The organism is Lysinibacillus sp. GW823-FHT06C08, from assembly GCF_058795135.1.
The window spans coordinates 240,203-262,899 of record NZ_JBXAHN010000003.1 but is presented as its reverse complement, the minus strand read 5'-3'; the positions used below and the strand labels follow the sequence as shown (position 1 = coordinate 262,899).

Annotated in this window: 21 protein-coding genes and 1 pseudogene; 10 read left to right on the top strand and 12 right to left on the bottom strand. The window is 37.9% G+C overall.

The window, feature by feature from the left end; all coding sequences use genetic code 11:
• Positions 1-160 precede the first annotated feature (160 nt).
• Positions 161-397: a Nif11 family protein gene (locus tag AC1Q6O_RS11355; RefSeq protein ID WP_012295215.1), complete on the top strand. Its 237-nt coding sequence runs from the start codon at positions 161-163 to the stop codon at positions 395-397.
• Between the two features lie 49 nt (positions 398-446).
• Here AC1Q6O_RS11355 and AC1Q6O_RS11350 read toward each other — a convergent pair whose 3' ends face one another.
• Both AC1Q6O_RS11350 and AC1Q6O_RS11345 read right to left on the bottom strand, forming a co-directional pair.
• Positions 447-1,340: a deoxyribonuclease IV gene (locus AC1Q6O_RS11350; protein ID WP_492401224.1), complete on the bottom strand. Its 894-nt coding sequence runs from the start codon at positions 1,338-1,340 to the stop codon at positions 447-449.
• A gap of 13 nt (positions 1,341-1,353) precedes the next feature.
• Positions 1,354-2,655 carry a DEAD/DEAH box helicase gene (locus AC1Q6O_RS11345; RefSeq protein WP_089986133.1) on the bottom strand — a complete coding sequence of 434 codons (1,302 nt, stop codon included), beginning with the start codon at positions 2,653-2,655 and terminating at the stop codon, positions 1,354-1,356.
• 293 nt (positions 2,656-2,948) lie between these two features.
• On the opposite strand from AC1Q6O_RS11345, the gene AC1Q6O_RS11340 reads away from it, so the two are divergent.
• Entirely contained in the window at positions 2,949-4,004 is a 1,056-nt protein-coding gene (locus tag AC1Q6O_RS11340) for a 2,3-butanediol dehydrogenase (protein WP_492401222.1), read from the top strand.
• Positions 4,005-4,044: 40 nt separating this feature from the next.
• On the opposite strand, the gene kdpC is transcribed toward AC1Q6O_RS11340, so the two are convergent.
• The 3 genes from kdpC to kdpA are packed head-to-tail and all read right to left on the bottom strand — an operon-like array spanning position 4,045 to position 8,475.
• Positions 4,045-4,689, bottom strand: coding sequence for a potassium-transporting ATPase subunit KdpC (gene kdpC / locus AC1Q6O_RS11335; RefSeq protein ID WP_089986135.1), 645 nt, complete (start codon positions 4,687-4,689; stop codon positions 4,045-4,047).
• 12 nt (positions 4,690-4,701) lie between these two features.
• Positions 4,702-6,765 carry a potassium-transporting ATPase subunit KdpB gene (gene kdpB, locus AC1Q6O_RS11330; protein WP_107922105.1) on the bottom strand — a complete coding sequence of 688 codons (2,064 nt, stop codon included), beginning with the start codon at positions 6,763-6,765 and terminating at the stop codon, positions 4,702-4,704.
• Between the two features lie 15 nt (positions 6,766-6,780).
• A complete protein-coding gene (gene kdpA / locus AC1Q6O_RS11325; RefSeq protein WP_089986136.1) occupies positions 6,781-8,475 on the bottom strand; it encodes a potassium-transporting ATPase subunit KdpA in 1,695 nt (564 codons plus the stop codon).
• A 368-nt stretch (positions 8,476-8,843) separates the two neighbouring features.
• Between kdpA and AC1Q6O_RS11320 the strand changes: the two genes are divergently transcribed.
• The 4 genes from AC1Q6O_RS11320 (at position 8,844) to AC1Q6O_RS11305 (ending at position 13,944) form a co-directional block, all read left to right on the top strand.
• The gene (locus tag AC1Q6O_RS11320) at positions 8,844-11,531 is read left to right on the top strand and encodes a sensor histidine kinase (RefSeq protein ID WP_171365652.1); all 2,688 of its coding nucleotides are present in this window, start codon (positions 8,844-8,846) and stop codon (positions 11,529-11,531) included.
• Between the two features lie 8 nt (positions 11,532-11,539).
• Entirely contained in the window at positions 11,540-12,244 is a 705-nt protein-coding gene (locus AC1Q6O_RS11315; protein ID WP_008178419.1) for a response regulator, read from the top strand.
• Between the two features lie 153 nt (positions 12,245-12,397).
• On the top strand, positions 12,398-12,901 hold the full coding sequence (vrrA, locus tag AC1Q6O_RS11310) for a VrrA/YqfQ family protein (protein ID WP_089986138.1): 504 nt from the start codon (positions 12,398-12,400) through the stop codon (positions 12,899-12,901).
• Between the two features lie 74 nt (positions 12,902-12,975).
• Complete coding sequence (locus AC1Q6O_RS11305; RefSeq protein ID WP_008178424.1) at positions 12,976-13,944, top strand: 4-hydroxy-3-methylbut-2-enyl diphosphate reductase; 969 nt, start codon at positions 12,976-12,978, stop codon at positions 13,942-13,944.
• 49 nt (positions 13,945-13,993) lie between these two features.
• Here the strand turns inward: AC1Q6O_RS11305 and AC1Q6O_RS11300 are convergent, their stop codons facing one another.
• The gene (locus AC1Q6O_RS11300) at positions 13,994-14,695 is read right to left on the bottom strand and encodes a response regulator (RefSeq protein ID WP_008178426.1); all 702 of its coding nucleotides are present in this window, start codon (positions 14,693-14,695) and stop codon (positions 13,994-13,996) included.
• Between the two features lie 28 nt (positions 14,696-14,723).
• Entirely contained in the window at positions 14,724-16,304 is a 1,581-nt protein-coding gene (locus tag AC1Q6O_RS11295) for an ATP-binding protein (RefSeq protein WP_427422511.1), read from the bottom strand.
• A gap of 112 nt (positions 16,305-16,416) precedes the next feature.
• On the opposite strand from AC1Q6O_RS11295, the gene AC1Q6O_RS11290 reads away from it, so the two are divergent.
• Positions 16,417-17,466 (top strand): TRAP transporter substrate-binding protein, encoded by a 1,050-nt coding sequence (locus tag AC1Q6O_RS11290; RefSeq protein WP_089986140.1) that lies wholly within the window; start codon positions 16,417-16,419, stop codon positions 17,464-17,466.
• A gap of 264 nt (positions 17,467-17,730) precedes the next feature.
• Positions 17,731-18,990 carry a dicarboxylate/amino acid:cation symporter gene (locus AC1Q6O_RS11285; RefSeq protein ID WP_492401217.1) on the top strand — a complete coding sequence of 420 codons (1,260 nt, stop codon included), beginning with the start codon at positions 17,731-17,733 and terminating at the stop codon, positions 18,988-18,990.
• Positions 18,991-19,031: 41 nt separating this feature from the next.
• On the opposite strand, the pseudogene AC1Q6O_RS11280 reads toward AC1Q6O_RS11285, so the two are convergent.
• A pseudogene (locus AC1Q6O_RS11280) lies at positions 19,032-19,499 on the bottom strand (GNAT family N-acetyltransferase).
• 74 nt (positions 19,500-19,573) lie between these two features.
• Between AC1Q6O_RS11280 and AC1Q6O_RS11275 the strand changes: the two are divergent.
• On the top strand, positions 19,574-20,110 hold the full coding sequence (locus AC1Q6O_RS11275; protein ID WP_043990482.1) for a tubby C-terminal domain-like protein: 537 nt from the start codon (positions 19,574-19,576) through the stop codon (positions 20,108-20,110).
• Between the two features lie 80 nt (positions 20,111-20,190).
• On the opposite strand, the gene AC1Q6O_RS11270 is transcribed toward AC1Q6O_RS11275, so the two are convergent.
• Complete coding sequence (locus tag AC1Q6O_RS11270; protein ID WP_239354961.1) at positions 20,191-20,814, bottom strand: hypothetical protein; 624 nt, start codon at positions 20,812-20,814, stop codon at positions 20,191-20,193.
• A 230-nt stretch (positions 20,815-21,044) separates the two neighbouring features.
• Here AC1Q6O_RS11270 and AC1Q6O_RS11265 point away from each other — a divergent pair, with 230 nt between their 5' ends.
• On the top strand, positions 21,045-21,224 hold the full coding sequence (locus AC1Q6O_RS11265; RefSeq protein ID WP_008178439.1) for a hypothetical protein: 180 nt from the start codon (positions 21,045-21,047) through the stop codon (positions 21,222-21,224).
• A 118-nt stretch (positions 21,225-21,342) separates the two neighbouring features.
• On the opposite strand, the gene AC1Q6O_RS11260 is transcribed toward AC1Q6O_RS11265, so the two are convergent.
• From AC1Q6O_RS11260 to AC1Q6O_RS11250, 3 genes are all read right to left on the bottom strand, one after another.
• Entirely contained in the window at positions 21,343-21,882 is a 540-nt protein-coding gene (locus AC1Q6O_RS11260) for an NADPH-dependent FMN reductase (protein WP_239354962.1), read from the bottom strand.
• A 220-nt stretch (positions 21,883-22,102) separates the two neighbouring features.
• A complete protein-coding gene (locus AC1Q6O_RS11255; protein WP_090002538.1) occupies positions 22,103-22,351 on the bottom strand; it encodes a DUF2164 domain-containing protein in 249 nt (82 codons plus the stop codon).
• Positions 22,352-22,460: 109 nt separating this feature from the next.
• On the bottom strand, positions 22,461-22,685 hold the full coding sequence (locus tag AC1Q6O_RS11250; protein ID WP_008178444.1) for a hypothetical protein: 225 nt from the start codon (positions 22,683-22,685) through the stop codon (positions 22,461-22,463).
• Positions 22,686-22,697: the final 12 nt, after the last annotated feature.

Genomic DNA, 22,697 nt, shown 5'->3' with positions numbered 1-22,697 from the left:
ATGATCGCTTCTTTCTAATTCAAAATCATTACGATTTACAAGTTGTAAGTATATAGGAAAGTGCAGTTTTTGTAAAGAAAAGAAGATAGCTACTTTTTGAATGAGAAAATGGCGACTATTTAAATCATTTGATCAACCATATTATAAAGGAGGATTGACTTTGAGTATTCAATTTTTACAGCAATTGGCACAAAGCACGGATAAGGAAATTGTCGCGATTGCTCGTGAAGAGGGCTTTGATATTACAACTTCTGAAGTAAAAAAACTTCGGCCTTATTTGGAGCAATTCTCATTCTCCTGGCTTTTCTTAGGCATTCCTAAAGATATTTTAGTTGAAGTGGAGGCTGTTTTAGGAAGAAAGCGCTCTCGTCAGCTAATCGCACTTTTTACAAAATAACGTAATAAGGCCCAACATCAGCACTGTGGCTAGATGTTGGGCTTCTTTGTTAGCCTTTTAAAGCCTCGATAAGCTCAGGCTTAAATGTACTGCTTCGCAACATATCAATTTCAGCTTGGTATGGAGCTGATTTTGATTTGGCATCACTAGCAAGTGGTACGAATGGTGTTTCTAAAATTTTAGGAATCGCCATTAATTGTGGATGGTGGACCACGTAGTTCAAGGCATCAAAACCAATGTGACCAAAACCGATATTTTCGTGACGGTCTTTAGCAGCGCCTCGCACATTTTTTGAATCATTAATGTGCAGAACTTTGATACGATCAACACCTATTAATTTATCAAATTCGTTGAGAACACCATCGAAATCCTCGACAATGTTATAACCAGCATCATGTGTATGACAAGTATCAAAACATACAGAAAGACGTTCGTTATGAGTGACACCGTCTATGATTTTTGCTAACTCTTCGAAGGAACGGCCACATTCTGTTCCTTTCCCTGCCATTGTTTCTAATGCAATTTGGACGGGATATTCTTGCGACAATACTTCATTTAAGCCTTCAATAATTTTGGCAATCCCTGCATCTGCCCCAGCACCCACATGTGCACCAGGATGCAAGACAATTTGTGTTGCCTCTAATGCTGCTGTTCGTTCAATTTCCGACTGTAAAAAATCTACCCCAAGACGAAAAGTTTCTGGTTTTTCCGTATTGCCAATATTGATGATATAGGGAGCATGAACGACAATATTAGTCATGCCATGCTCTTTCATATGAAGCAGTCCATTCATAATGTTCAAATCGGCAATCGCTTTCCGACGTGTGTTTTGCGGCGCTCCTGTATAGATCATAAATGTATTAGCTCCGTACGATAATGCCTCTTTACTAGAGCCAAGTAACATTTCTTTCCCACTCATCGAAACGTGTGAGCCAAGTAGCATGTAAAAAGCCCCCTTATTTTTTTCCTCTCGCTTTTAAACGACGTTCACGTTTTTTAATTTTTTCCATTTCCCATTTCATATTACGCTTATAGCCTGGTTTCACCTTTTTAGGTTTACGGACCAATGCCTTCGCTTTTACATCTATTTCATTCTCTTGTTTAACACGATTTTTACGGGCATGACGCTCTTTTAACTCGGACCATTCTCCATCTTTAACGTCCATTTGTACAAATGGAATACCCATTTTTTCCACACGCACTACTGCATCCTCTTCAGATGGCTCAAATAATGTAATCGCTGTTCCTTTATTACCTGCACGAGCTGTACGTCCAACACGGTGAATAAAGAATTCTAAGTCCTCAGGAATTTCATAGTTAATGACATGAGAAACTCCTTGAATATCAATTCCACGTGCCGCCAAATCTGTAGCAACAATATATTGATATTCGAGATCACGAACTTGCTTCATCATTTTCTTACGGTCACGTGGGCTTAAATCACCATGGATTTGTCCACAACGGATACCATGTTCATTTAAATAACCAGCAACATGCTCAGCCGTTTTACGTGTGTTAGTAAAAATAACAGCCAAAAATGGATTGATGCCTTCGATGACTTCTAATAAACGTTTATTTCGTGATTTAGAACGAACTGGTACAAGCATAAAATCAATGCCCTCTGCCACAGGTCGTTTATCATTCATGTGAACATGGACAGGTGCGTCCATATATTTTTTCAAAAAAGGCTGTAGCTTTTCTGGGATTGTTGCTGAAAATACGAACATTTCAAGTTTCTCTGGCATTTGGGAAGCAAATCCATCAATTTCCTCAATAAAGCCCATATCGAAAGCTAAATCTGCTTCATCAACAACTAGAATTGGTGCCGTATGCACAAATAACGCTTGTGCTGAAACAAGGTCACGAATACGGCCAGGTGTTCCAACAACAATTTGAGGTTGCGTTTTCAACTTATCAATAGAGCGTTGTTTGTCCGTACCCCCAATAAAAAGTTTTGCCTGTATGGCAGTTCCTTCTATTAATTGACTTAATGCATCATAAATTTGCTGTGCAAGCTCACGTGTAGGAGAAGTAATAACGGCCTGTACTTCCTGTTTCTCTACATCGATACGTTGAACAATCGGAATTAAAAAACTATGTGTTTTCCCTGTTCCTGTATGTGCCTGTCCAATGGCACTCTTCCCTTTTAGTAATAATGGAATAATTTCTTTTTGAATTGGTGTCGGTTCTGTAAAGCCAAGTTCTGCAATGGCGTCCTGCAAAAATGGCTGAAAATTATAATCAGTATATTTTGACATCATTCGTTCCTCCTAACATCTTTTTTCATTGTACCATGATTCGAACTTTAAGGTATATTTACATCCTATTCTTACAAGCATAAACATAATTTTATCGTTTTATGATCACCGTAACAAAGCCCTTATCAAAGGTACTTGAAATACGAAGAATATGCAATCAAAAAAGCGCTGTATCAAGACTCGAAAAAGCTGGGTATATGTAAATTTTATGTCAATTTATAGGGAGCTAATGATTAGCATTATTCCCACATGTTATGATGAGGCTGTAACATATTATAGGAGGTTGATAGATTATGAAAGCAGCAAGATGGTATAAAGCAAAAGACATCCGTGTAGAAACTATTGAAGAACCAGTCATTGCACCTGGAAAAGTAAAAATTAAAGTACATTGGACAGGAATTTGTGGAAGTGATTTACATGAATACGCAGCTGGTCCAATCTTTATTCCTGTAGAGCAACCTCACTATGTAAGTAAAGATATCGCACCAATTGTAATGGGACATGAATTCTCAGGCGAAGTAGTTGAAATTGGTGATGCTGTAACATCCGTAAAAGTGGGAGATCCTGTCGTAGTTGAACCGATTCTATCTTGTGGCGGATGTGCTGCCTGTAAAAAAGGTAAGTACAATATTTGTAAGCATTTAGGTTTCCACGGTCTTTCAGGCGGTGGAGGAGGATTCTCTGAATATACAATGGTAGACGAAAAATTGGTTCACAAAATGCCAGAAGGACTTTCCTACGAGCAAGGCGCATTGGTCGAACCAGCGGCGGTAGCCCTTCATGCAGTACGCCAAAGCAAATTAAAAGCAGGCGATAAGGCAGCGGTCTTTGGAACAGGTCCAATCGGGCTCCTTGTTATTGAAGCGTTACGTGCAGCAGGCGCGTCCGAAATATATGCAGTAGAGCTTTCAGCAGAGCGTGCCGCTAAAGCATTAGAACTTGGTGCTACAGCTGTTATTAATCCTAAAGATGAAGATGCAGTAGCTCGTCTACATGAATTAACGAATGGTGGCGTTGATGTAGCATTTGAAGTAACAGGTGTTCCAGTCGTATTACAGCAAGCGATAGATTCTACAACATTTGAAGGTGAAACAATTATTGTTTCTATTTGGGAAACTGACGCCTCTATTCTGCCAAACAATATCGTACTAACAGAGCGTTCTGTTAAAGGAATTATTGCTTATCGCGATATTTTCCCAGCGGTGATGGAATTAATGAAGCAAGGCTACTTCCCTGCTGATAAACTTGTGACGAAACGTATTGCTCTTGAGGAAGTCGTAACAGAGGGCTTCGAGGCATTAATGAAAGAGAAAAACCATATTAAAATCCTTGTAAATTCACAAGCTTAATATATAGAGTGACAGGTAGAGAAGCCCTCTACCTGTTTTTTTAATCTTTAGCTTTATCCATTTCTCCCCTAATTTCTAGATTCGCCATAAGGAAGTTCACCTTATCTTCTCCAAATACGCCTAATGTCCGTTTTTCTATATTGGCCTCTATAATTTTATTAATTTCTTCCTTTGAAAGCCCACTTGCTTGGGCAATTCGATCCACTTGTATTTGTGCCGCCTTCACACTAATATGTGGGTCCAATCCTGAGCCTGAGGCAGTCATTAAATCAGAAGGTATATCTTGTCGATGTACGGATGGATTTGCAAGTAGAAACTTCTCGATATCCGCCTCTATCCGTTTTCTCAATTCTGGATTGGTTGGTGCATAGTTAAATGTACCTGAGCTAACACCACTGTAGTTCACTTGGCCATTGTCATCTGGTAGCGTATCCTCTTTCGTATAAACATTATAGTTTACAGATGAAACACGCCCCCAGAAATATTCTGACGCAGTAAAATTTTGACCGATTAATTCAGAACCAACCGCTTGACCGTCCAATTCTAGTAAACTACCATTTGCTTGTTGATGAAATACCCCTTGGGCTAAGGCTGTCACGGCGAACGGGTATATTAAACCACATACAATGAACATGGCTATTGTCATAAGTAATGCCTGCTTAGAGCTCTCAAAAATTTTCCGCATATAGCTTCCTCCCTATAATCCAACTATACGAAATAATGGTCCTACTAGTAGATCAATGATTTTAATGCCAATAAACGGGGCTATTATTCCACCGACACCATACACAAGTAAGTTTTTATTTAATAATTTTGCGGCACTCATTGGCTTATACTTAACGCCTCTCATGGCGATTGGAATAAGCAATGGAATAATGACCGCATTAAAAATTAAGGCAGAAATAATGGCACTAGTAGGTGAATTGAGATTCATAATATTTAATGCTTTCATCTCAGGTACAGCAACCATTAGCATAGCTGGAATAATAGCAAAATATTTTGCTATATCGTTTGCAATACTAAATGTAGTTAAAGCACCGCGAGTCATTAGCAACTGCTTGCCAATTTCGACAACTTCAATAATTTTAGTTGGATTTGAATCTAAATCAACCATATTCGCAGCTTCCTTTGCTGCATTTGTACCTGAATTCATGGCAAGCCCTACATTCGCCTGTGCCAGTGCTGGCGCATCATTCGTACCATCACCAGTCATCGCTACAACTTTACCTTGTGCCTGCTCGTCTTTAATCACTTGAATTTTATCTTCTGGCTTACTTTCTGCAATAAAGCTATCTACTCCCGCTTCCTTTGCGATTGCTGCTGCAGTAAGTGGATTATCACCCGTACACATAATCGTTTTAATGCCCATTGCACGAAGTTGATCAAAGCGTTCCTTCAATCCAGCCTTGACGACATCCTTTAAATAAATGACCCCTAAAATTTTATCGTTTAACGCTACTAACAGTGGTGTCCCTCCAACAGAAGACACTTGTTGAACCAATTGATCCAAATTGCTAGGAATACTATGTCCTGCTTTCATACATTCTTTTTTTATCGTATCAGAAGCTCCCTTTCGAACTTTAGTGCCATCCACTGAATCTAAACCACTCATTCGTGTCTGTGCGGTAAATGGAATATGCTCACTTGACTTAATAATTGTTTCTTCACCGTCCGTATTTACCCCTAATTCGCAGGCCAATGATAAAATAGACTTCCCCTCTGGTGTATCATCGGTTAGAGAACTAAGCCATGCAGCTCGAATTAAATCCTTACTTTCCACCCCTTTTACTGGTAAAAACTCAGCCGCCATGCGATTTCCATACGTGATCGTTCCAGTTTTATCTAAGATTAATGTATCCACATCTCCACATGCCTCTACCGCTCTACCAGACATCGCTATAACATTAAATTGCGTTACTCTATCCATTCCTGCAATACCGATCGCTGACAATAAACCACCAATCGTCGTTGGTATTAAACAAACTGTCAGGGCAATTAATGTTGCGATAGAAATCGGCACATGTAAATATATTGTCATTGGATAGAGTGACACTACAACTAATAGAAAGATAATCGTTAAACTTACGAGAAGCGTATTGAGTGCTATTTCATTTGGTGTTTTCTTTCGGCTAGCTCCTTCAATAAGCGTTATCATTTTATCTAGAAATGATTCACCTGGCATGGACGTAATTTCAATTATCAGCCAATCACTTGTAACTGTCGTCCCTCCGGTAACTGACGAAAAATCTCCCCCACGTTCCTTCACTACAGGAGCAGATTCACCTGTAATTGCGGATTCATCTACAGTAGCAATTCCGTCAATAACTTCACCATCATTAGGAATGATCTCTCCCGCTTGAACTAACACGATGTCGCCTTTTTTTAATTCATGTGCCAGTTTAAAAATTTCAGAGCCATCATTAAGCAAAACACGTGCCTCTGTCACTGTCTTTGTTTTTTTTAAAGTTTGAACCTGTGCTTTCCCTCTTCCTTCTGCAATCGACTCTGCAAAATTTGCAAATAGAATCGTAACAAAGAGTATAATCGCTACAATCCCATTATATAATCGTGCATGTTCTCCACCATCGTTACCAAACATATTTGGAAAAAGAACTAATAGTAACACAAACAAAAATCCTACCTCTACGACAAACATAACAGGATTTTTCAGCATATATATGGGGCTGAATTTCTTAAAAGCATCTATTAACGCTCTTTTTAGTATGACACCAGTCATCAAACTATTTCTTGCTGTTTCCATATGTGTCTCTCCTCATTAAGAATAAAGTTGTAAATGCTCTGTAATCGGACCAAGTGCTAAAGCTGGTAAAAATGTCAGCGCACCAATCATCAACACGATAGCAACGAGTAAAAAAGTAAAGGTAGTCGTATCTGTTTTTAATGTTCCTAGTGAATCGTTATGCCTTACTTTATTAGCAAGTAAAGAGGCAATAGCTAATTGCATGATGATGGTTACATAACGACCAAAGAACATAGCCAGTCCTGTTGTGACATTCCAAAAAGTTGAATTATCCGCTAACCCTTCGAAGCCAGAGCCATTGTTAGCTGAGGCAGAGGCGAATTCATAGAGAACTTGTGATAATCCATGTGCCCCAGGATTCGTTATTCCAGCTATCCCAGATGGTGTTGCAACCGCAAGCGCTGAAAATAGCAAAATAATAGCAGGATGAATTAGAATACAAAGAGCAATTAATTTCATTTCTTTTTCTTCAATTTTTTTACCTAAAAACTGTGGAGATCGACCAATCATTAAACAGGCAATGAAAATGGTCAGCAAAACATACATCATCATGTTCATCAGCCCAACGCCTTTACCTCCGAACACAACATTGAGCATCATATTAAACATAGGTACGAGGCCACCAAGTGGCGTTAATGTATCATGCATATTGTTAACGGACCCAGTAGTAAATGCAGTCGTAACAGTCGTAAATAATGCTGATTGTGCTACCCCAAAGCGCATTTCTTTTCCTTCCATACTTCCAAGCTCCTGTGTAATGCCGAGTTCACTAATGAATGGATTACCAGCCTTCTCTGCTATGTACACAGTCACTAATCCTACGAGGAACAATATACTCATCGCTGTAAAAATAGCCAGCCCTTGTTTGCCAAAAATAGTGTTCTTTTTTCTAGAGACAACCATCAGACTAAACGCGACAACACATGCCCCTGGCAATAGCATCATAGATAACATCTCTACTATATTGGAAAGAACGGTTGGATTTTCAAAAGGTGTTGTTGAATTCGCTCCGTTAAAACCGCCACCATTTGTCCCTATATGTTTAATAGATTCAAGAGAAGCAATCGGTCCAAGTGCAATATCTTGTAATTTGCCCTCAATTGTTTGTACGGTTTGATTGCCATTTAAGGTTTGTGGTGATCCTTGAGAAACTAAAATAAGAGCCACAACAATGGAAAAAGGCATTAAAATACGAGTAATAACACGAACAAAATCGACAAAAAAATTCCCTATTGTATCTGTTTTAGCCACTAACCTACGACAGAAAGCCATACAAGCTGCATAGCCGGTAGCTGCTGATGTAAACATCATAAAAGTAATGACTAGCATCTGTGATAAATAGCTGAGTCCAGATTCACCACTATAATGCTGAAGATTTGTATTCGTTATAAATGAAATAATCGTGTTAAACGAAAGGGTAGCTTCCATATTGTTGATATTATTTGGATTTAAAAATAGTAATGCTTGAATGCGTAGTATGATATATCCCACAAACACCATCATGGCATTTGAAATAATTAATGAAAGTACATATTCTTTGCCCGTCATATTAGCTCGTTTAATGCCGCAAACTTTATAAATTGCTGCGTCTACTTTATCTAATAGAGGATCAAGCCATGTTTTTTGTTGTAATGTAACCCGATATAAATAATGTCCCGTTAAGATAACGAGCGGTAAATAAATCATCAATACGATGGCTATTTGCCACATAGTGTGTCCTCCCTGCCTTTAATAATTTTCTGGGTACAGTAATGCATGCCCTAAATAACCAAAAAGAAATACTAGTACTACTCCCATAAAAATCCACAAATTGATTTCCTCCTCGTTACTTTTCTACTAGTTTGTAGCACCATACTGTTAACGCCAAAACACATGCAAAGCTTATGATCAGTAAGCCCATCATAAAAAAATCCATCAATCGTAACACCCCTTCTCCTTAAGGATGCTCTCATCATACTGACTTTGAAATTAATGTAGTGTTAGGAAATCCTTTTTTCTATTAAGAAAGGATAAAGAAGCAAAATCTTTACACTTTCTTAATGTAAGTTAACGCTATAATACAAATGAGGTGAAAGAGGATGGAAAATATACGTCCCACTCCAGAGATGTTACTTGCGAGGCTTCAACAGGAGGAACAATCTATGGGGAAATTAAAAATCTTTCTCGGCTATGCTGCAGGGGTAGGTAAAACTTATGCCATGTTAGATGCGGCACATCAGGCACAAAAACTTGGTAAAGATGTAGTGGTTGGCTATGTGGAACCGCATCCTCGTCCAGAGACGTTAGCATTACTAGAAGGACTTGAGCAAATTCCTACAAAGAAAATAACCTATAAGGGAAAAACATTTCAGGAATTAGATATAGATGCCGTGTTGCAGCGCCAACCAGAAATTGTTCTGATCGATGAATTGGCCCATTCTAATGTGCCAACCATGCGGCATAAGAAACGTTTTGGAGATGTAGAAGAACTACTTGCTAAAGGGATTCATGTTTTTACAACTGTAAATATTCAACATATTGAAAGTCTTCATGATTTAGTGGAAGAAATCACTGAGATTAAAGTGCGGGAGCGTATCCCTGATTATATAATCGATCAAGCCGCGCAAATAAAGGTTGTCGACATTGAACCAGACGAATTAATTCAACGTCTGCAAAATGGGAAGGTATATGGTAAACAACAGGCAGAGAAAGCTTTGCATTCATTTTTCCGTAAGCAAAATTTAGTATCGCTACGTGAAATCGCATTACGGCGAACAGCCGATACCATCAACTATCAACAATTAAACAGTAATGAATCTGTCAGAAACTATGTACAAATCGAAGAACACTTACTCGTAGGTATCAGTAGTTCTCCTACAAATGCAAAGGTGATTCGGACTACTGCAAGACTTGCTCAAGCATTGCATGGCAAATTTACAGCTCTTTATGTTCAAAACATGCAGGCGCATGAAAGAAATCATGCTGATTCTGAACGCCTACAACAACATATCAAACTAGTAGAACAGCTTGGCGGCCATGTTGTCATTGTTCAAGAAGATGACGTAGCTGCCGCCCTTGCCAACTATGCTCAAATTAGTGGTGTTACTAAACTTGTCATCGGTCGATCAAGTATGAGAAAAAAATGGTGGCAGCCAAACACGAAAATTAGTGATCGCCTGAACGAATATGTGCCGAATTTATCTATACACATAGTGCCCGATCAAGAAAATGAACAATTCTACTTTCCTAATATCAAAAATAAACTAGCATTTGAATGGCTGGATCTATTTAAAATGTTTATCGTATTTAGCGTAATATCCATAGTCGGCCTATATTTGTATTCAATTGATATTAGCGAGCCTAATATCATAACCATTTATATTCTAGGTGTTCTCATTCTTGCTATTTGGTCATCAGGATGGATAATGAGCATTATTAGTTCCATCGTTGCTGTTTTACTTTTTAATTATTTTTTTACAGAGCCACGGTTTTCATTTGATGCGTATCATCGTGACTATCCTATGACTTTTTTTATCATGTTTCTCTCTGGCGTAATTACTAGTAGCTTAACGAAAAAGATCAAGGCGCAAACGATTATAGCTATACGAAAATCTTATCGAATGGAAGTACTACTTGAAACAAATCGTAGACTGCAACACGCAAAGTCTATTGAGGAAATTATTACGGAAGGCATGACTCAAATTGTCAAATTAGTAGAAAAACCAGTGCAATTTTTTGAAATAGACAATCAGGTAATTGGGAAATCTACTTTTTTTCGTACGGAGAAAATTTCTACAATTGAAAATCAAAAAATAGCTACGCTTTTTAATAACCCAAATGAGCATGGCGTTGTGAGCTGGGTGACGAATAATAAGCATGTAGCTGGTGTATCCACAGATATATTTCCTGAAGTGAATGCTTACTATATACCCGTTATTTCTAATGGAAATGTGAAAGGGGTTATAGGTATTGCACTGTCTAAACTATTGCCACTTCCTGCATTTGAACGCAATATTTTGCATGCCATCATTAATGATTTTTCATTCGCAATGGATAAATGGTATTTACAGAAGCTCCACGAAGAAGTTGCGCGAGAAGCTGAAATGGAACAGATGCGAGCTAACCTTTTACGGGCAGTGTCTCATGACCTTCGAACACCGCTCACTGCTATTTCTGGAAATGCGGATATCTTACTAAACAACGCACCTCTAATACCCGATAGTGAAAAAAATAAATTGTATGAGGATATTTATAATAATTCGAAATGGCTTGTACAAATGGTTGAAAACCTACTAGCGGTTTCTAAGCTAGAGGATGGACAATTTGCTTTAGAAATGCAATTAGAATTAGTAGAAGATATTATTCAAGAGGCTCTTTCCCATGTTGTTCACCAAAATAGCTCGCATACAATATCCTATCAAATAGAACCAGAATTTTTATTAAGCCTAATGGATGCTAGATTGATCATACAGGTTTTCATCAATATCATCGATAATGCATTGACCTACACACCCCCAGGTAGTGACATTACTATTTTGGTGAAGGAATGTGATGGTTTAGTAAATTTCAGTATTTCAGATAATGGACCAGGAATTGATGATTCCTTAAAGAGTAGCTTGTTTGAGCCGTTTACGACTGGCAAGGTACAACGCAGTGATAGTAGACGTGGGCTCGGTTTAGGCTTAGCCCTGTGTCAAACAATTTTAAAATTACATGGTAGTCACATCACTGTTGCAGATAATAAACCTCAAGGAACAATTTTTAACTTTTCACTGAAAAAGGAGTAAAAAATTTGATGAATAAACGAATTCTAGTAGTAGAAGATGATGTGGCCATTGCTAATTTAATAAAAATGACATTAGCTACCCAGCAGTATGAATTCGACATTGCCCAAGATGGGAATCGTGCACTTCAAAAGGCTATTACCATGAAACCAGATGTTTATATTTTGGATTTAGGACTACCGGACATAGATGGTGTAGAGCTTATTACAAAAATTAGAAGCTGGACTCAAACGCCCATTATTGTCGTCAGTGCCCGCGGGGAAGAATATGATAAGATTAACGCCCTGGATGCAGGTGCAGATGATTATGTCACGAAGCCATTCAGTGTGGAAGAATTATTAGCAAGAATTCGTGTTGCTTTAAGGAGAGCAGCCTATGAACATCCACCAGAACAGGAAAATTCAACTTTTACCAATGGTTATCTTCAAATTAATTATGTAGATCAAACAGTATTAGTAAATGGCAAAGAAATACATGTCACGCCTATTGAATATAAACTTTTAGTTGTTTTATCCAAGCATGTTGGGAAAGTTCTAACGCATAATTTTATTTTAAAGGAAATCTGGCACAATGCTCTACAATCAGATATTCCAAGTTTACGGGTGTTTATGGCGACACTTCGAAAAAAAATAGAAGCTGATCCAGCACAGCCTAAACTGATACAGACACATGTGCGGGTCGGTTATCGTATGCTTCGCTATCATGAAGATGAATAAGATAAGAGGATCGTAGCAGAAGGCATAGTTGCACTTCTGCTCTTTCATTGATGAATTCGCCTTATAAATTATCGCACCCTCCCATTAGCCTCTGCATATCATAGCTATAATCAGGTATGTCATCAATGAAAAACAAGTAGAAAGGAGATCATTATGGTATTTCGACCACCTTATCCATACCCTATGTATCCCGGTGGCATGAGAATGCCCATGCCAACACCACCACAGATGTCACCGCAGTCCTTTTTCCCGCCTGGAGGCTTCCCTGCTCAACCACGAATTCCAGGCGGCTTTCCAATGGCAAATGGAATAGGTTCCTTTGGAGGACAAATGCCGATGCCACCTGTGCAAGAAGCATCTAAAATCGGTTCATTCTTACAACAAGCAAATAGTTTATTTAATTCCGCTAAAACTTATACCCCTTATATTCAACAGGCGATGCCAATGGTTAAAAATATACCGTCCTTATTAAAATTATATAAAGGATTCCAAGGACTACCTTCGACGGGAGGCGGAGCGGCTGGCGCTGATCGTGCAGGCAGTGAAAGCAAGGCTGCTACAGGAACTAAGCGATCGGCAAGGCAAAGTACATCCGCATCATTTTCGCCTCCTGAACCAATTCCATCTAAACCACGTATTTTCCAGCCACCAATGTAAATGAACGTTTCTTTGTATTCGCCGCCCCTGTCCGTTATAATGTAGATAGGTAAAGCTTGAAAGGAGTCACAACCATGCAAGTATTAAAAATTAATCCACGTGGCTATTGCTACGGTGTTGTTGATGCGATGGTCATCGCACGAAACGCCGCACTTGATAAAACATTACCAAGACCTATCTACATTCTAGGAATGATTGTCCATAATAAACATGTCACAGACGCGTTCGAAGAAGATGGTATCATCACTTTAGACGGCGATAATCGCTTAGAAATTATCGAACAAGTTGAATCTGGTACTGTGATTTTCACAGCACATGGTGTCTCACCTGAAATTCGTGAAATTGCGAAGCGTAAAGGCCTAGTGTCCATTGATGCTACATGTCCTGATGTAACTGTTACTCACGATTTAATTCGTGAAAAATCTGCAGAAGGCTATGATATTATTTATATTGGGAAAAAAGGACATCCGGAACCTGAGGGTGCCATTGGCGTTGCACCTGATCATGTCCATTTAGTTCAATCTTCAAATGATATTGATGCGTTAAACTTAACGAATGATAAATTGCTTGTCACAAATCAAACGACAATGAGCCAATGGGATGTCGCCCATTTAATGGATAGTTTAAAAGAAAAATTCCCTCATATTGAGGTACACAAAGAGATTTGTTTAGCTACTCAAGTCCGTCAAGAAGCTGTTGCTAAGCAGGCAGGAGAAGCGGAACTATTGATTGTAGTAGGTGACCCTAAATCGAATAACTCCAATCGTTTAACGCAAGTTTCTGTTGAGATCGCTGGGACTCCTTCCTATCGTATCGCGGATGTTTCAGAGCTTAAAATAGATTGGTTAAAAGGTATTGATAAAGTTGCTGTGACAGCGGGTGCTTCAACACCAACACCTATTGTCAAAGAGGTCATTGCCTTCTTGGATCAATTTGATGAAAATGATCCATCCACACACGTTATCAAACGTACAGTAACATTAGATAAAATTCTACCGAAGATTAAAACACCTACACCTGTCGATAAAATTATGCCCCATTGATTACTAAAAAAAATCCTGCTTGTCATGATGACAAACAGGATTTTTTTCTTTATTTACTAAAATAATAGTTTATCGGACGACCAATTCCACCATAATGGACATCCATCGTAATTTTCTCTTGTTTCTCTAAATAATCTAAATATCTTCTAGCTGTCACACGAGCAATACCAACGCCACTTGCAACTTCTTCTGCCGATGCACCATCTACCGATTGCAAAAAGTGCACCACTTTTTCCAGCGTTGTACGGTTAAAGCCTTTCGGAAGGTTTTTTTCTGTTTGTAATAAGGCAGACTGTTCCAAAGGGCTTTGTCCATCACGATAATGGAATAGCTGATCCAATTCACCTTGTGTCAGCTCGCGTTCCGTTTGCGTTTGTTTTTTAAAGCGTAAATAATTTTCAAGTGTCCCTTTGACACGTTCAAACGAAAAAGGCTTCATAATATAATCAAAAACACCTAGATGCAATACTTGTTTCACCGTGTCCATATCATTCGCTGCCGTGACAGTGATAACATCTACTGGTAAGTCCAGCTCGCGAATTTTATGTAAACTAGTGATGCCATCTTGCTCCGGCATAAAAATATCCATAAATACTAAGTCAGGCTGATGTTGACGAATTTGCGTCACTCCATCTAAACCATTAGATGCTTGTCCAATCACCTGAAAGTGATCTACCTTTTCAATAAATTGACGATTCACCTCACGCACCATTGGATCATCCTCAATTAATAATACTTTGATTTGTACCAATATCAGCCCTCCATTCCAAAATTAATGCTTATGCATAGTAAAATGTTAGTAAAAAACTAGTCCCTTTATTTGGTTCACTGATGACTTCAATATCACCTTGTCCTTTTTCAACAATCTCTTTTATTAAAAATAGTCCTATTCCTCTGTATTTTTTCTCTTTTGTAGAATAGCCATTGTCAAAAATATGGCTCTTGATCTCATCTGTCATGCCAACACCGTTATCCGTGACAAGAATGGCTAAGACATCCTCGTCTTCATCGACAGAAACATGAATAACCTTTTCCTCCTCCTGTGTATCCCTTAATGCATCAAAAGCATTTTCTATTAAATTCCCAAATAGAATGACGAAATCATGATGATCTAAATTTGGTGGAAAAGATGTTAAGCGACTTTCACGGTCAATTTCCAGTCGGATTCCTTGTTCTTTAGCATAGGAAATTTTACTAAGTAATAGCCCTGATATATTTTCATTTTTAATACGTTCATTTAAAAAGTTAGTAATTTCATCGTGTTCTTCCTTTACTTGCGTTAAGTAGGATAAAGCCTGATCATGATGTCCAAGTTGTAAAAGTCCAGCTATCGTATGCAGTTTATTTTTATGCTCATGTGTTTGAACACGAAGCGCCTGGACAAATGCTCGTACCCCAGTCAGTTCTTCAGCAAGCTTTTTCACTTCTGTACGATCTTTAAACATGGCCACTGCTCCAACAGTTTCTCCATTAACCTGTATGGGAATGCGATTACTCATTATACTATGATCATTTATATACAACTCTCGGTTAAATAGAGGCTGATCAAGTTCCAAAATTTCAGGTAGTCTTGTATCCGGTAAGACGTGAAAAATTTTCTGACCAATCAAATTAGGTGGTTTTTCGTCAACCCCAAGTATTTCGCAGGCCTTCTCATTAAAAATGGTAATGGTCAAATCATTATCGATCGCAATAATCCCCTCATGCATCGCATTAAAGGTTTCCGTTCGTTCTACATACATTTTGGCAATTTCATGGGGCTCTAATCCAAACATTTGCTTTTTCATATGAAGCCCTAATGTTCGCGCACCCCATACGCTAAAGATTAAAGATAATAGTAAAGTAATGATCAGCTCCGTTTGCATCGATTGCAGTAATTCCGCCACCGTCAAAACACTATATCCAACGACCGTAACACCTATTTGTTGTCCTTGATTGTTCATGATTGGTACAAACGCTCGAACCATGTTGCCATGCTCCCCATGCGCGATTGACGTATAGTAATGTTCGGAAAAAGCAGCATTTAAATCGGCAGATTGCGAAATGCTACCCAGTTCCGCTTTATTGGGGTGAGAATACTTCTGTCTTTTCATATCCAAAACCACTATATATTGAGCACCATTTATATCTCGGATTTCTTCCACTACAGGGTTAATATGTTGTATGGCCATTTCAATGTTTTCGTGGGCAATATAGGTTTTGATTTCAGGAAGCTGCGCGACTGTTTTGGCTACTAGTAATGCTTGGTCACTAAGCTTGCTCTTTTGTTCATTCATCACATACCCCAACAAAAAAGTACCACCAATACTAAAGGAAAGCATGAGTATAAAAAAAGTCAGCGACATAATTTTTCTTTGCATCGATAACTTCTGAAATTTCAAGATAATCGCCTCCCCCCTACTATATTTTAGCTTACTCCATATGTTAGAATAACAAAAACAATAGAAAATACGAATAAATTGGGTGTATTCAATGAAAAAATTTATTATTGGAACGATTGTAACTGTCTTCTTTTTAGTGATCACCATTAGTGTTCAGCAAGGTTTGCTTTTCGCAAAGCCGCTTCCATACGATGATGAGCAAAAGGGGTTAGACACACAAATTACCATCCATCTAAGTCATGTAGTAGCTGAAAATACACCAAAAGGACAGGCTGCCAATAAATTTGCTGAATTAGTAGAAGAAAAGACGAAAGGCAAAGTCAAAGTGCATGTATACTCCAATTCCTCTTTATTTAATGATGAAAATGAGTTTCAGGCTTTGCAAAAGGGAGAAGTCGAAATGATTATCCCGACCTTTTCTAAGATGACAACATATGTGCCGAATTGGCAAGTTCTTGATTTACCTTTCCTATTTAATACAAATAAAGAGGTACAAGAAGTTCTGACAGGAACGATCGGTGATCAATTATTAAACGAGCTAGAACCTATTCATATTAAAGGACTGGGCTTTTGGTACAACGGCTTTAAGCATCTAACCTCTGTTGATCACCCTATTCATACATTTGAAGATTTACAGGGTTTACGCATTCGCACAATGCCTAGTAAAACATTGGAAAAACAATTTGAAGTTTTGAAAGCAACGCCAATTCCGATTTCATTTAGTGAGGTTTATACAGATCTAGAGAAACACGCCATTGATGCACAGGAAAATACAGCCTCTAATATTTACTCAAAAGGTTTCTACAAAGTTCAAAAACATATGACCATCACACAGCATGGTATTTTAGGCTATGCGGTATTAATGAATGAAAGCTTTTGGGATTCCTTACCAGCGAAAATTCAACATCAATTGGCGGAGGCTATGAAGGAAACAACAGATTGGCAGTTTGAACAGGCTGCCCGTATGAATGAACAAGATATGTTAAAGCTTAAACAGCAAGATGATTTTGATGTTACTACAATGAGTCTTAAGGAAAGACAGCGCTTTAAGGAGCAGCTCTCCCCTGTCTATGATTTTTATAAAACCCAAACACAAAATGATGAGATTCTAACTGAGATTCAAAAAATTGTTGCACCATAATACTTTTGGTCATTAATGATAGATCCTTACATATCGTAAGGATCTTTTCTTTTGTATTATAATAGATTACCAAAATTCAAAACTACTATAAAACAGCCTGAAACCATTGCTATTACTGCATTTACCAACCCTTTCATTGAAAAATGAACAAAATGAACAATAGAAACATTACGGTCATAAAAACTATTGTCGGAAAATTTCAGCTATGATAACGACATGAAAACGTTCACACAATCTTCATAGATGTTGTAGGGGGAGAACTATATGCGTATAAATTTTAAAAACTTAACAGTACAAGTATTGATTGCTATTGTACTAGGGATTATAGTAGGTGCAACGTTCCCAGAGTTCGGAGCAAAGCTAAAAATATTAGCGGATATATTTATTAAACTAATTAAAATGTTAATAGCACCCATTATCTTTTTAACGGTTGTAATTGGTATTGGTAGTATGGGTGATGTCAAAAAGGTTGGGAAAATCGGTGGAAAAGCTTTAATCTATTTTGAAATTGTTTCAACATTTGCCTTGGCGATAGGTCTTATCGTTGTCAATATTGTACAACCAGGTAAAGGCTTTAATACAGAAGCCGCGAAAGGAGCAGATGTCTCTCAATATACAAATGCAGCGGCGGCAGAACACGGTTTGGGTGCATTTATTATGCAAATTATCCCTGATAATGTTGTGGGTGCTCTCGCAAATGGTGAATTACTACCTGTCTTATTCTCAGCTGTATTATTTGGATTAGCAGCGGCGGCGATTGGGGAACCAGCTAAGCCAGTTATTAAATTTTTTGAACAAGTTGCGGATATCTTCTTTAAAATCGTTAATATGGTAATGAAAATTTCTCCTATTGGCGCATTTGGTGCCATGAGTTATACAATCGGCAACTTTGGACTTAAATCTCTAGGCAACTTAGGATTTTTAATGCTCTCCGTCTATATTACAATGTTTATTTTTATCGTTGTCATCATCGGATTCATTTCACATTACTTCGGTTTTAGTATTTTTAAATTTATTAAATACATTAAAGATGAAATTTTCATCGTTATTGGTACATCTTCATCTGAATCAGCATTGCCTTCCATGATGCGTAAATTAGAAAACTACGGCTGTTCTAAGCAAGTTGTGGGGCTAGTTATACCAACAGGTTATTCCTTTAACTTAGATGGAACATCCATATACTTATCGATGGCAGCTATATTTATTGCCCAAGCTTACGGTGTTGATTTAGATATTTGGCATCAAATCACATTACTAGCCATTCTAATGCTTACATCTAAGGGGGCTGCGGGTGTCACAGGCTCTGGGTTTATTACACTTGCTGCCACATTAGCAGCATTCCCGATGATTCCCGTAGAAGGAATTGCATTACTAATCGGGGTTGACCGCTTTATGTCCGAAGCTCGAGCTGTTACAAATCTTATTGGTAATGGTGTGGCGACGGTAGTTGTTTCAAAAATGGAGAAGGAATTTGATACAGAGCAGGAAAAACGTGCTCTCTCAGGTCAAATCGCACAACCTTAAATAGTTAAAAAGGCTACTAAAAGCGAGATACTTGTCTCTCCTTAGTAGCCTTTTATATAGTCCATTTTTAGAAATTCATAGACACCACCATTTGTTGCTTGCATATAAGTATGAGCGTCTTTAAATCCTACCTTGCGATATAGCTTGATTGCACGTAGATTAAATGTGGCAACCGATAAGGTAATCATTTCGCATGGATAGTTTGCCAAGACAAAATCAATAGCATTTTTTAAAAAATCATAGCCTAGGCCTTTTCCTGTAAGACTAGGTTTCATGCCTAAGCCAATCTCCATCGTTTAGTCAGCAACCGTCATAATACTAAAATAAGCAGCTAGTTCTTGTTTTTTTAAGACTGCAAAAATATTTCCTCTTGTATACGGATTGAGAAATGCTTGTAAATCCTCCTGGTCAGCCTCCATATCATAGAAAGAATAGTCACCCTCATAATGCCAGTTATAAGCTATATCCTCAGCTTGTTCTTGTGTAATGGGTCGAAAACAATAGCTCAAAACTTTATCCTCCTGTAATTTTGTGAAACCTCTGGAATGACATACTCGTATACATAATGAATGGAGGTTTCTTTATGGCAACATTTACACTTCACTATCCAAAGGCCTTTAAAAGCTTTTCTGATATTCCTATTATAAATGAAAACAACGAAACAGTGTGTGTGCTTCAGAAAGTAGAGCGTTCTTCTACTGGTAAAGTTTTAAATGCCGTATTATTAGTTGCAGCACAGCAAACTTTACCCTATCGTTATGAAACACGAACAACTTTAGGTGCCCCCCTTTTTCAAGTACAATCTACTCTGTTAACAAAAGGGGTCAGTCATCAGCTTGTTATGCCTGATGGTAGCACCATACCAATTGTCCGAAAAACAGTTCAATTATTAGAATCCTCGTACACCTTTACTATGGACAATTTGGCATTCCGTTTTGAAAAGGATTTTACTGCTACCGCCTATTTATATTGTAATGATGAGAAAATTGCCAGTGCAAGCCCAATAGAGACTGAGCTCATACGGGCGGGGCTAATGTTTAAACTTTTCCAAGCTGACGACATGCACTTTGTGGCACTCCTCGCAACACTCTATCAAGCTTTATTTGCCATGAGTAAGTAAATGAGGCATGAATTTAGTTTCACATTAAGAACTTACATAGCAAAAAAGAAGGCATCCAGATTTAAAGTCTCGATGCCTTTTCAATTAATTTTTTCTCGCTCCCCATTTAATATATGAATGACATAGGAATCGCTTTGACTCACATTTGTTTGGACAATTTTTTTTACTGCACCTTCCATCTTAGTTGCTAGTAGAAGTGCCTCCGCATTGTCACCTTTTATAGTTGTTTGAATCGTAATGGTTGTTCGATTCTCTAGTATTAAATATTCGTATACATCAAATGATTGTAGCCCTTTAATTAAATCTTCAATTAATAGATTAATATCATTCCCCATCGCTTTATTTCCATCCAGCAATGACGTAAATTCCCATCTTTCAAAGACAATCGGGTAATCCTTTAAGGCAGAAGTTTTTATAGCGCTTTTTGCAATAGCTTCCATATCTGTTTTAACCGACTGAACATACTCTTCTCCCCCTACAATTTGGATGACCAATTCCTTTTCCGCAGTTGTTTTAACATCTATACCGACGTATTTTTCAAGGAGCTTATCTTTTAATAGTGATAAACTCAACTCTTCTTTCGTAATTATTGGTCCTTTCTCGATATTGGCTTCTAAAGGCTTACCATCTACATATTTATTAAACAGGATGATGATCGCGATAATGACCAGCATTAATCCTGTAACGACTCCTATCCGTTTCACAATGAAATCCCCCCTGTTAGGAAGGTATGAGCTCTGCAAATACAATATTCACCGTTTTCTATCACTGTTTTATCGTTACTATGAAATAGACCATTTCTGACATTGCTTAATTTCCCTCACATATTCCGGAACACGAAATAAATTTGCTATGTTTTGTCCTTTTTGTGTCATGATTTTTAAAAAGGAGTACACTTAAGGGGTAGTAATTCTATATTTTTGGAGGGTTTTAAATGGATGCAAAAGCAGCGGAAATTAAAAATATTATGACCTTGAATCTACTCGTACAAATTCTAAAAGAGCGTGGCATTTTAACAGATAAGGAATTAAAGGAACGACTCTCAAATACGGTCAAACTATCCTCTATGGATGCTGATTTAAAAGAAAAGGTTATTGAAGAAATCGAACATTAATGGGAATGATTCCAACAAAAACAACCGCTTCCATGCTGTTAATATAGCTGAAAGCGGCTGTCTATATGTTTGCTTTTAAGAAGACAATAAGCACTTTAATATGCCTAGTGTCATAAAATTATGATCGAATTGTTTTCAAAGCTGTTGACCAAGGAATAATCTGATCTAACATTTGATGAACGGAATCTGCCTGCACCTCTTTTGGCTTAAAGACTGAGCCGTTTTCAAAATCAGTAAATAATGATAAAGCTGGATGAACTCGCACATCGGCAACTAGTAATTCTCCAAGAATCCCTCGTAAATGCTCCGCAGCACGTGCTCCTCCAACTGAACCATACGAAACGATACCCGCAGCTTTATTGTTCCATTCTACTCGTAAAAAGTCTAATGCATTTTTTAGTGCACCTGTAATTGAATGGTTATACTCTGCTACAATAAAGACAAAGCCGTCACATGCAGCTACTTTCTCGGACCATGTCGCTACTCCAGAAGTATCTCCCCCTGGCTCTCCAAGAAACGGTAATTTAAAATCAGCGATATCAATTATTTCATACTCCGCATCACGGCGTTTTTCTGCGACTTCCTTTACCCACGCTCCCACTTGTGGACTAACACGACCTTCTCGCGTACTTCCTAAAATAATACCGATTTTTAACATATGACCCTCCTCGTTTTCCCATTCATTTTGTGAAATCATCGTCATTCCATGTACGCGAATAACACTCGTAACCATTTTAGTCAGATACATACAGCTTTATTCATGGCCTCTATGTAGTCGCTATGAATATTTTGAATTAAACAATCTTTAATTCAAGATTAAATTACCATATTTTTTTATTTTCTGTCAATTATTTAAATTTGTAGCTTTTTTAACTAGCTTACTTTAATTTAATGGGCTGCTCCAGTGCCTCTAATTCTTCTTCCATGGAGGTAAATTGTCTTTCCACTACATATTTTGCGTCAGATACTGCTGCGTTATAAATATAGGGGGCGATATTTTCCTTGATAAAATCTAACACACGCTCTGCTTCAAATTCACTAATGTCTTCATCACGATGCGTGTAGAAAAATCGCTGAATATCAGCCACTATCATTTCTTGCTGATCTTTAGTTAAACGAATAAACAAGATATATCTCTCCATTTCTGCTAATTGATTTCATGCTCATTTTATCATTATCCCTCTATTCTTGGCATACAAAAAGGATGAACACTACCTAGTAATGTTCATCCTTATATTATTGTTTACATTCAAATGAATAACTCGTGGAAAGGAAGTTTTTTTCCTTTGATATAATTGCTTGACCGCCATCGTCTTCACATTGTACGGTCATGGCATCAATTTTCTTTTCATTCATCATATTCGTCATAACCGTCATCCCTATACCAAAAACAGCGATGAATAAACCGATTATAATCCACAGTTTACCAGCCTTATTACCAGCAGGTCTTTCATTAGCCACATCTATTCCCCT

Excerpts from the sequence above, each read along its gene's own strand:
- AC1Q6O_RS11350 (WP_492401224.1), bottom strand. The coding sequence starts at position 1,340 with ATGCTACTTGGCTCACACGTTTCGATGAGTGGGAAAGAAATGTTACTT.
- AC1Q6O_RS11345 (WP_089986133.1), bottom strand. The coding sequence starts at position 2,655 with ATGTCAAAATATACTGATTATAATTTTCAGCCATTTTTGCAGGACGCC.
- AC1Q6O_RS11340 (WP_492401222.1), top strand. The coding sequence starts at position 2,949 with ATGAAAGCAGCAAGATGGTATAAAGCAAAAGACATCCGTGTAGAAACT.
- kdpC (WP_089986135.1), bottom strand. The coding sequence starts at position 4,689 with ATGCGGAAAATTTTTGAGAGCTCTAAGCAGGCATTACTTATGACAATA.
- kdpB (WP_107922105.1), bottom strand. The coding sequence starts at position 6,765 with ATGGAAACAGCAAGAAATAGTTTGATGACTGGTGTCATACTAAAAAGA.
- kdpA (WP_089986136.1), bottom strand. The coding sequence starts at position 8,475 with ATGTGGCAAATAGCCATCGTATTGATGATTTATTTACCGCTCGTTATC.
- AC1Q6O_RS11320 (WP_171365652.1), top strand. The coding sequence starts at position 8,844 with ATGGAAAATATACGTCCCACTCCAGAGATGTTACTTGCGAGGCTTCAA.
- AC1Q6O_RS11315 (WP_008178419.1), top strand. The coding sequence starts at position 11,540 with ATGAATAAACGAATTCTAGTAGTAGAAGATGATGTGGCCATTGCTAAT.
- vrrA (WP_089986138.1), top strand. The coding sequence starts at position 12,398 with ATGGTATTTCGACCACCTTATCCATACCCTATGTATCCCGGTGGCATG.
- AC1Q6O_RS11305 (WP_008178424.1), top strand. The coding sequence starts at position 12,976 with ATGCAAGTATTAAAAATTAATCCACGTGGCTATTGCTACGGTGTTGTT.
- AC1Q6O_RS11295 (WP_427422511.1), bottom strand. The coding sequence starts at position 16,304 with ATGCAAAGAAAAATTATGTCGCTGACTTTTTTTATACTCATGCTTTCC.
- AC1Q6O_RS11290 (WP_089986140.1), top strand. The coding sequence starts at position 16,417 with ATGAAAAAATTTATTATTGGAACGATTGTAACTGTCTTCTTTTTAGTG.
- AC1Q6O_RS11285 (WP_492401217.1), top strand. The coding sequence starts at position 17,731 with ATGCGTATAAATTTTAAAAACTTAACAGTACAAGTATTGATTGCTATT.
- AC1Q6O_RS11275 (WP_043990482.1), top strand. The coding sequence starts at position 19,574 with ATGGCAACATTTACACTTCACTATCCAAAGGCCTTTAAAAGCTTTTCT.
- AC1Q6O_RS11265 (WP_008178439.1), top strand. The coding sequence starts at position 21,045 with ATGGATGCAAAAGCAGCGGAAATTAAAAATATTATGACCTTGAATCTA.
- AC1Q6O_RS11260 (WP_239354962.1), bottom strand. The coding sequence starts at position 21,882 with ATGTTAAAAATCGGTATTATTTTAGGAAGTACGCGAGAAGGTCGTGTT.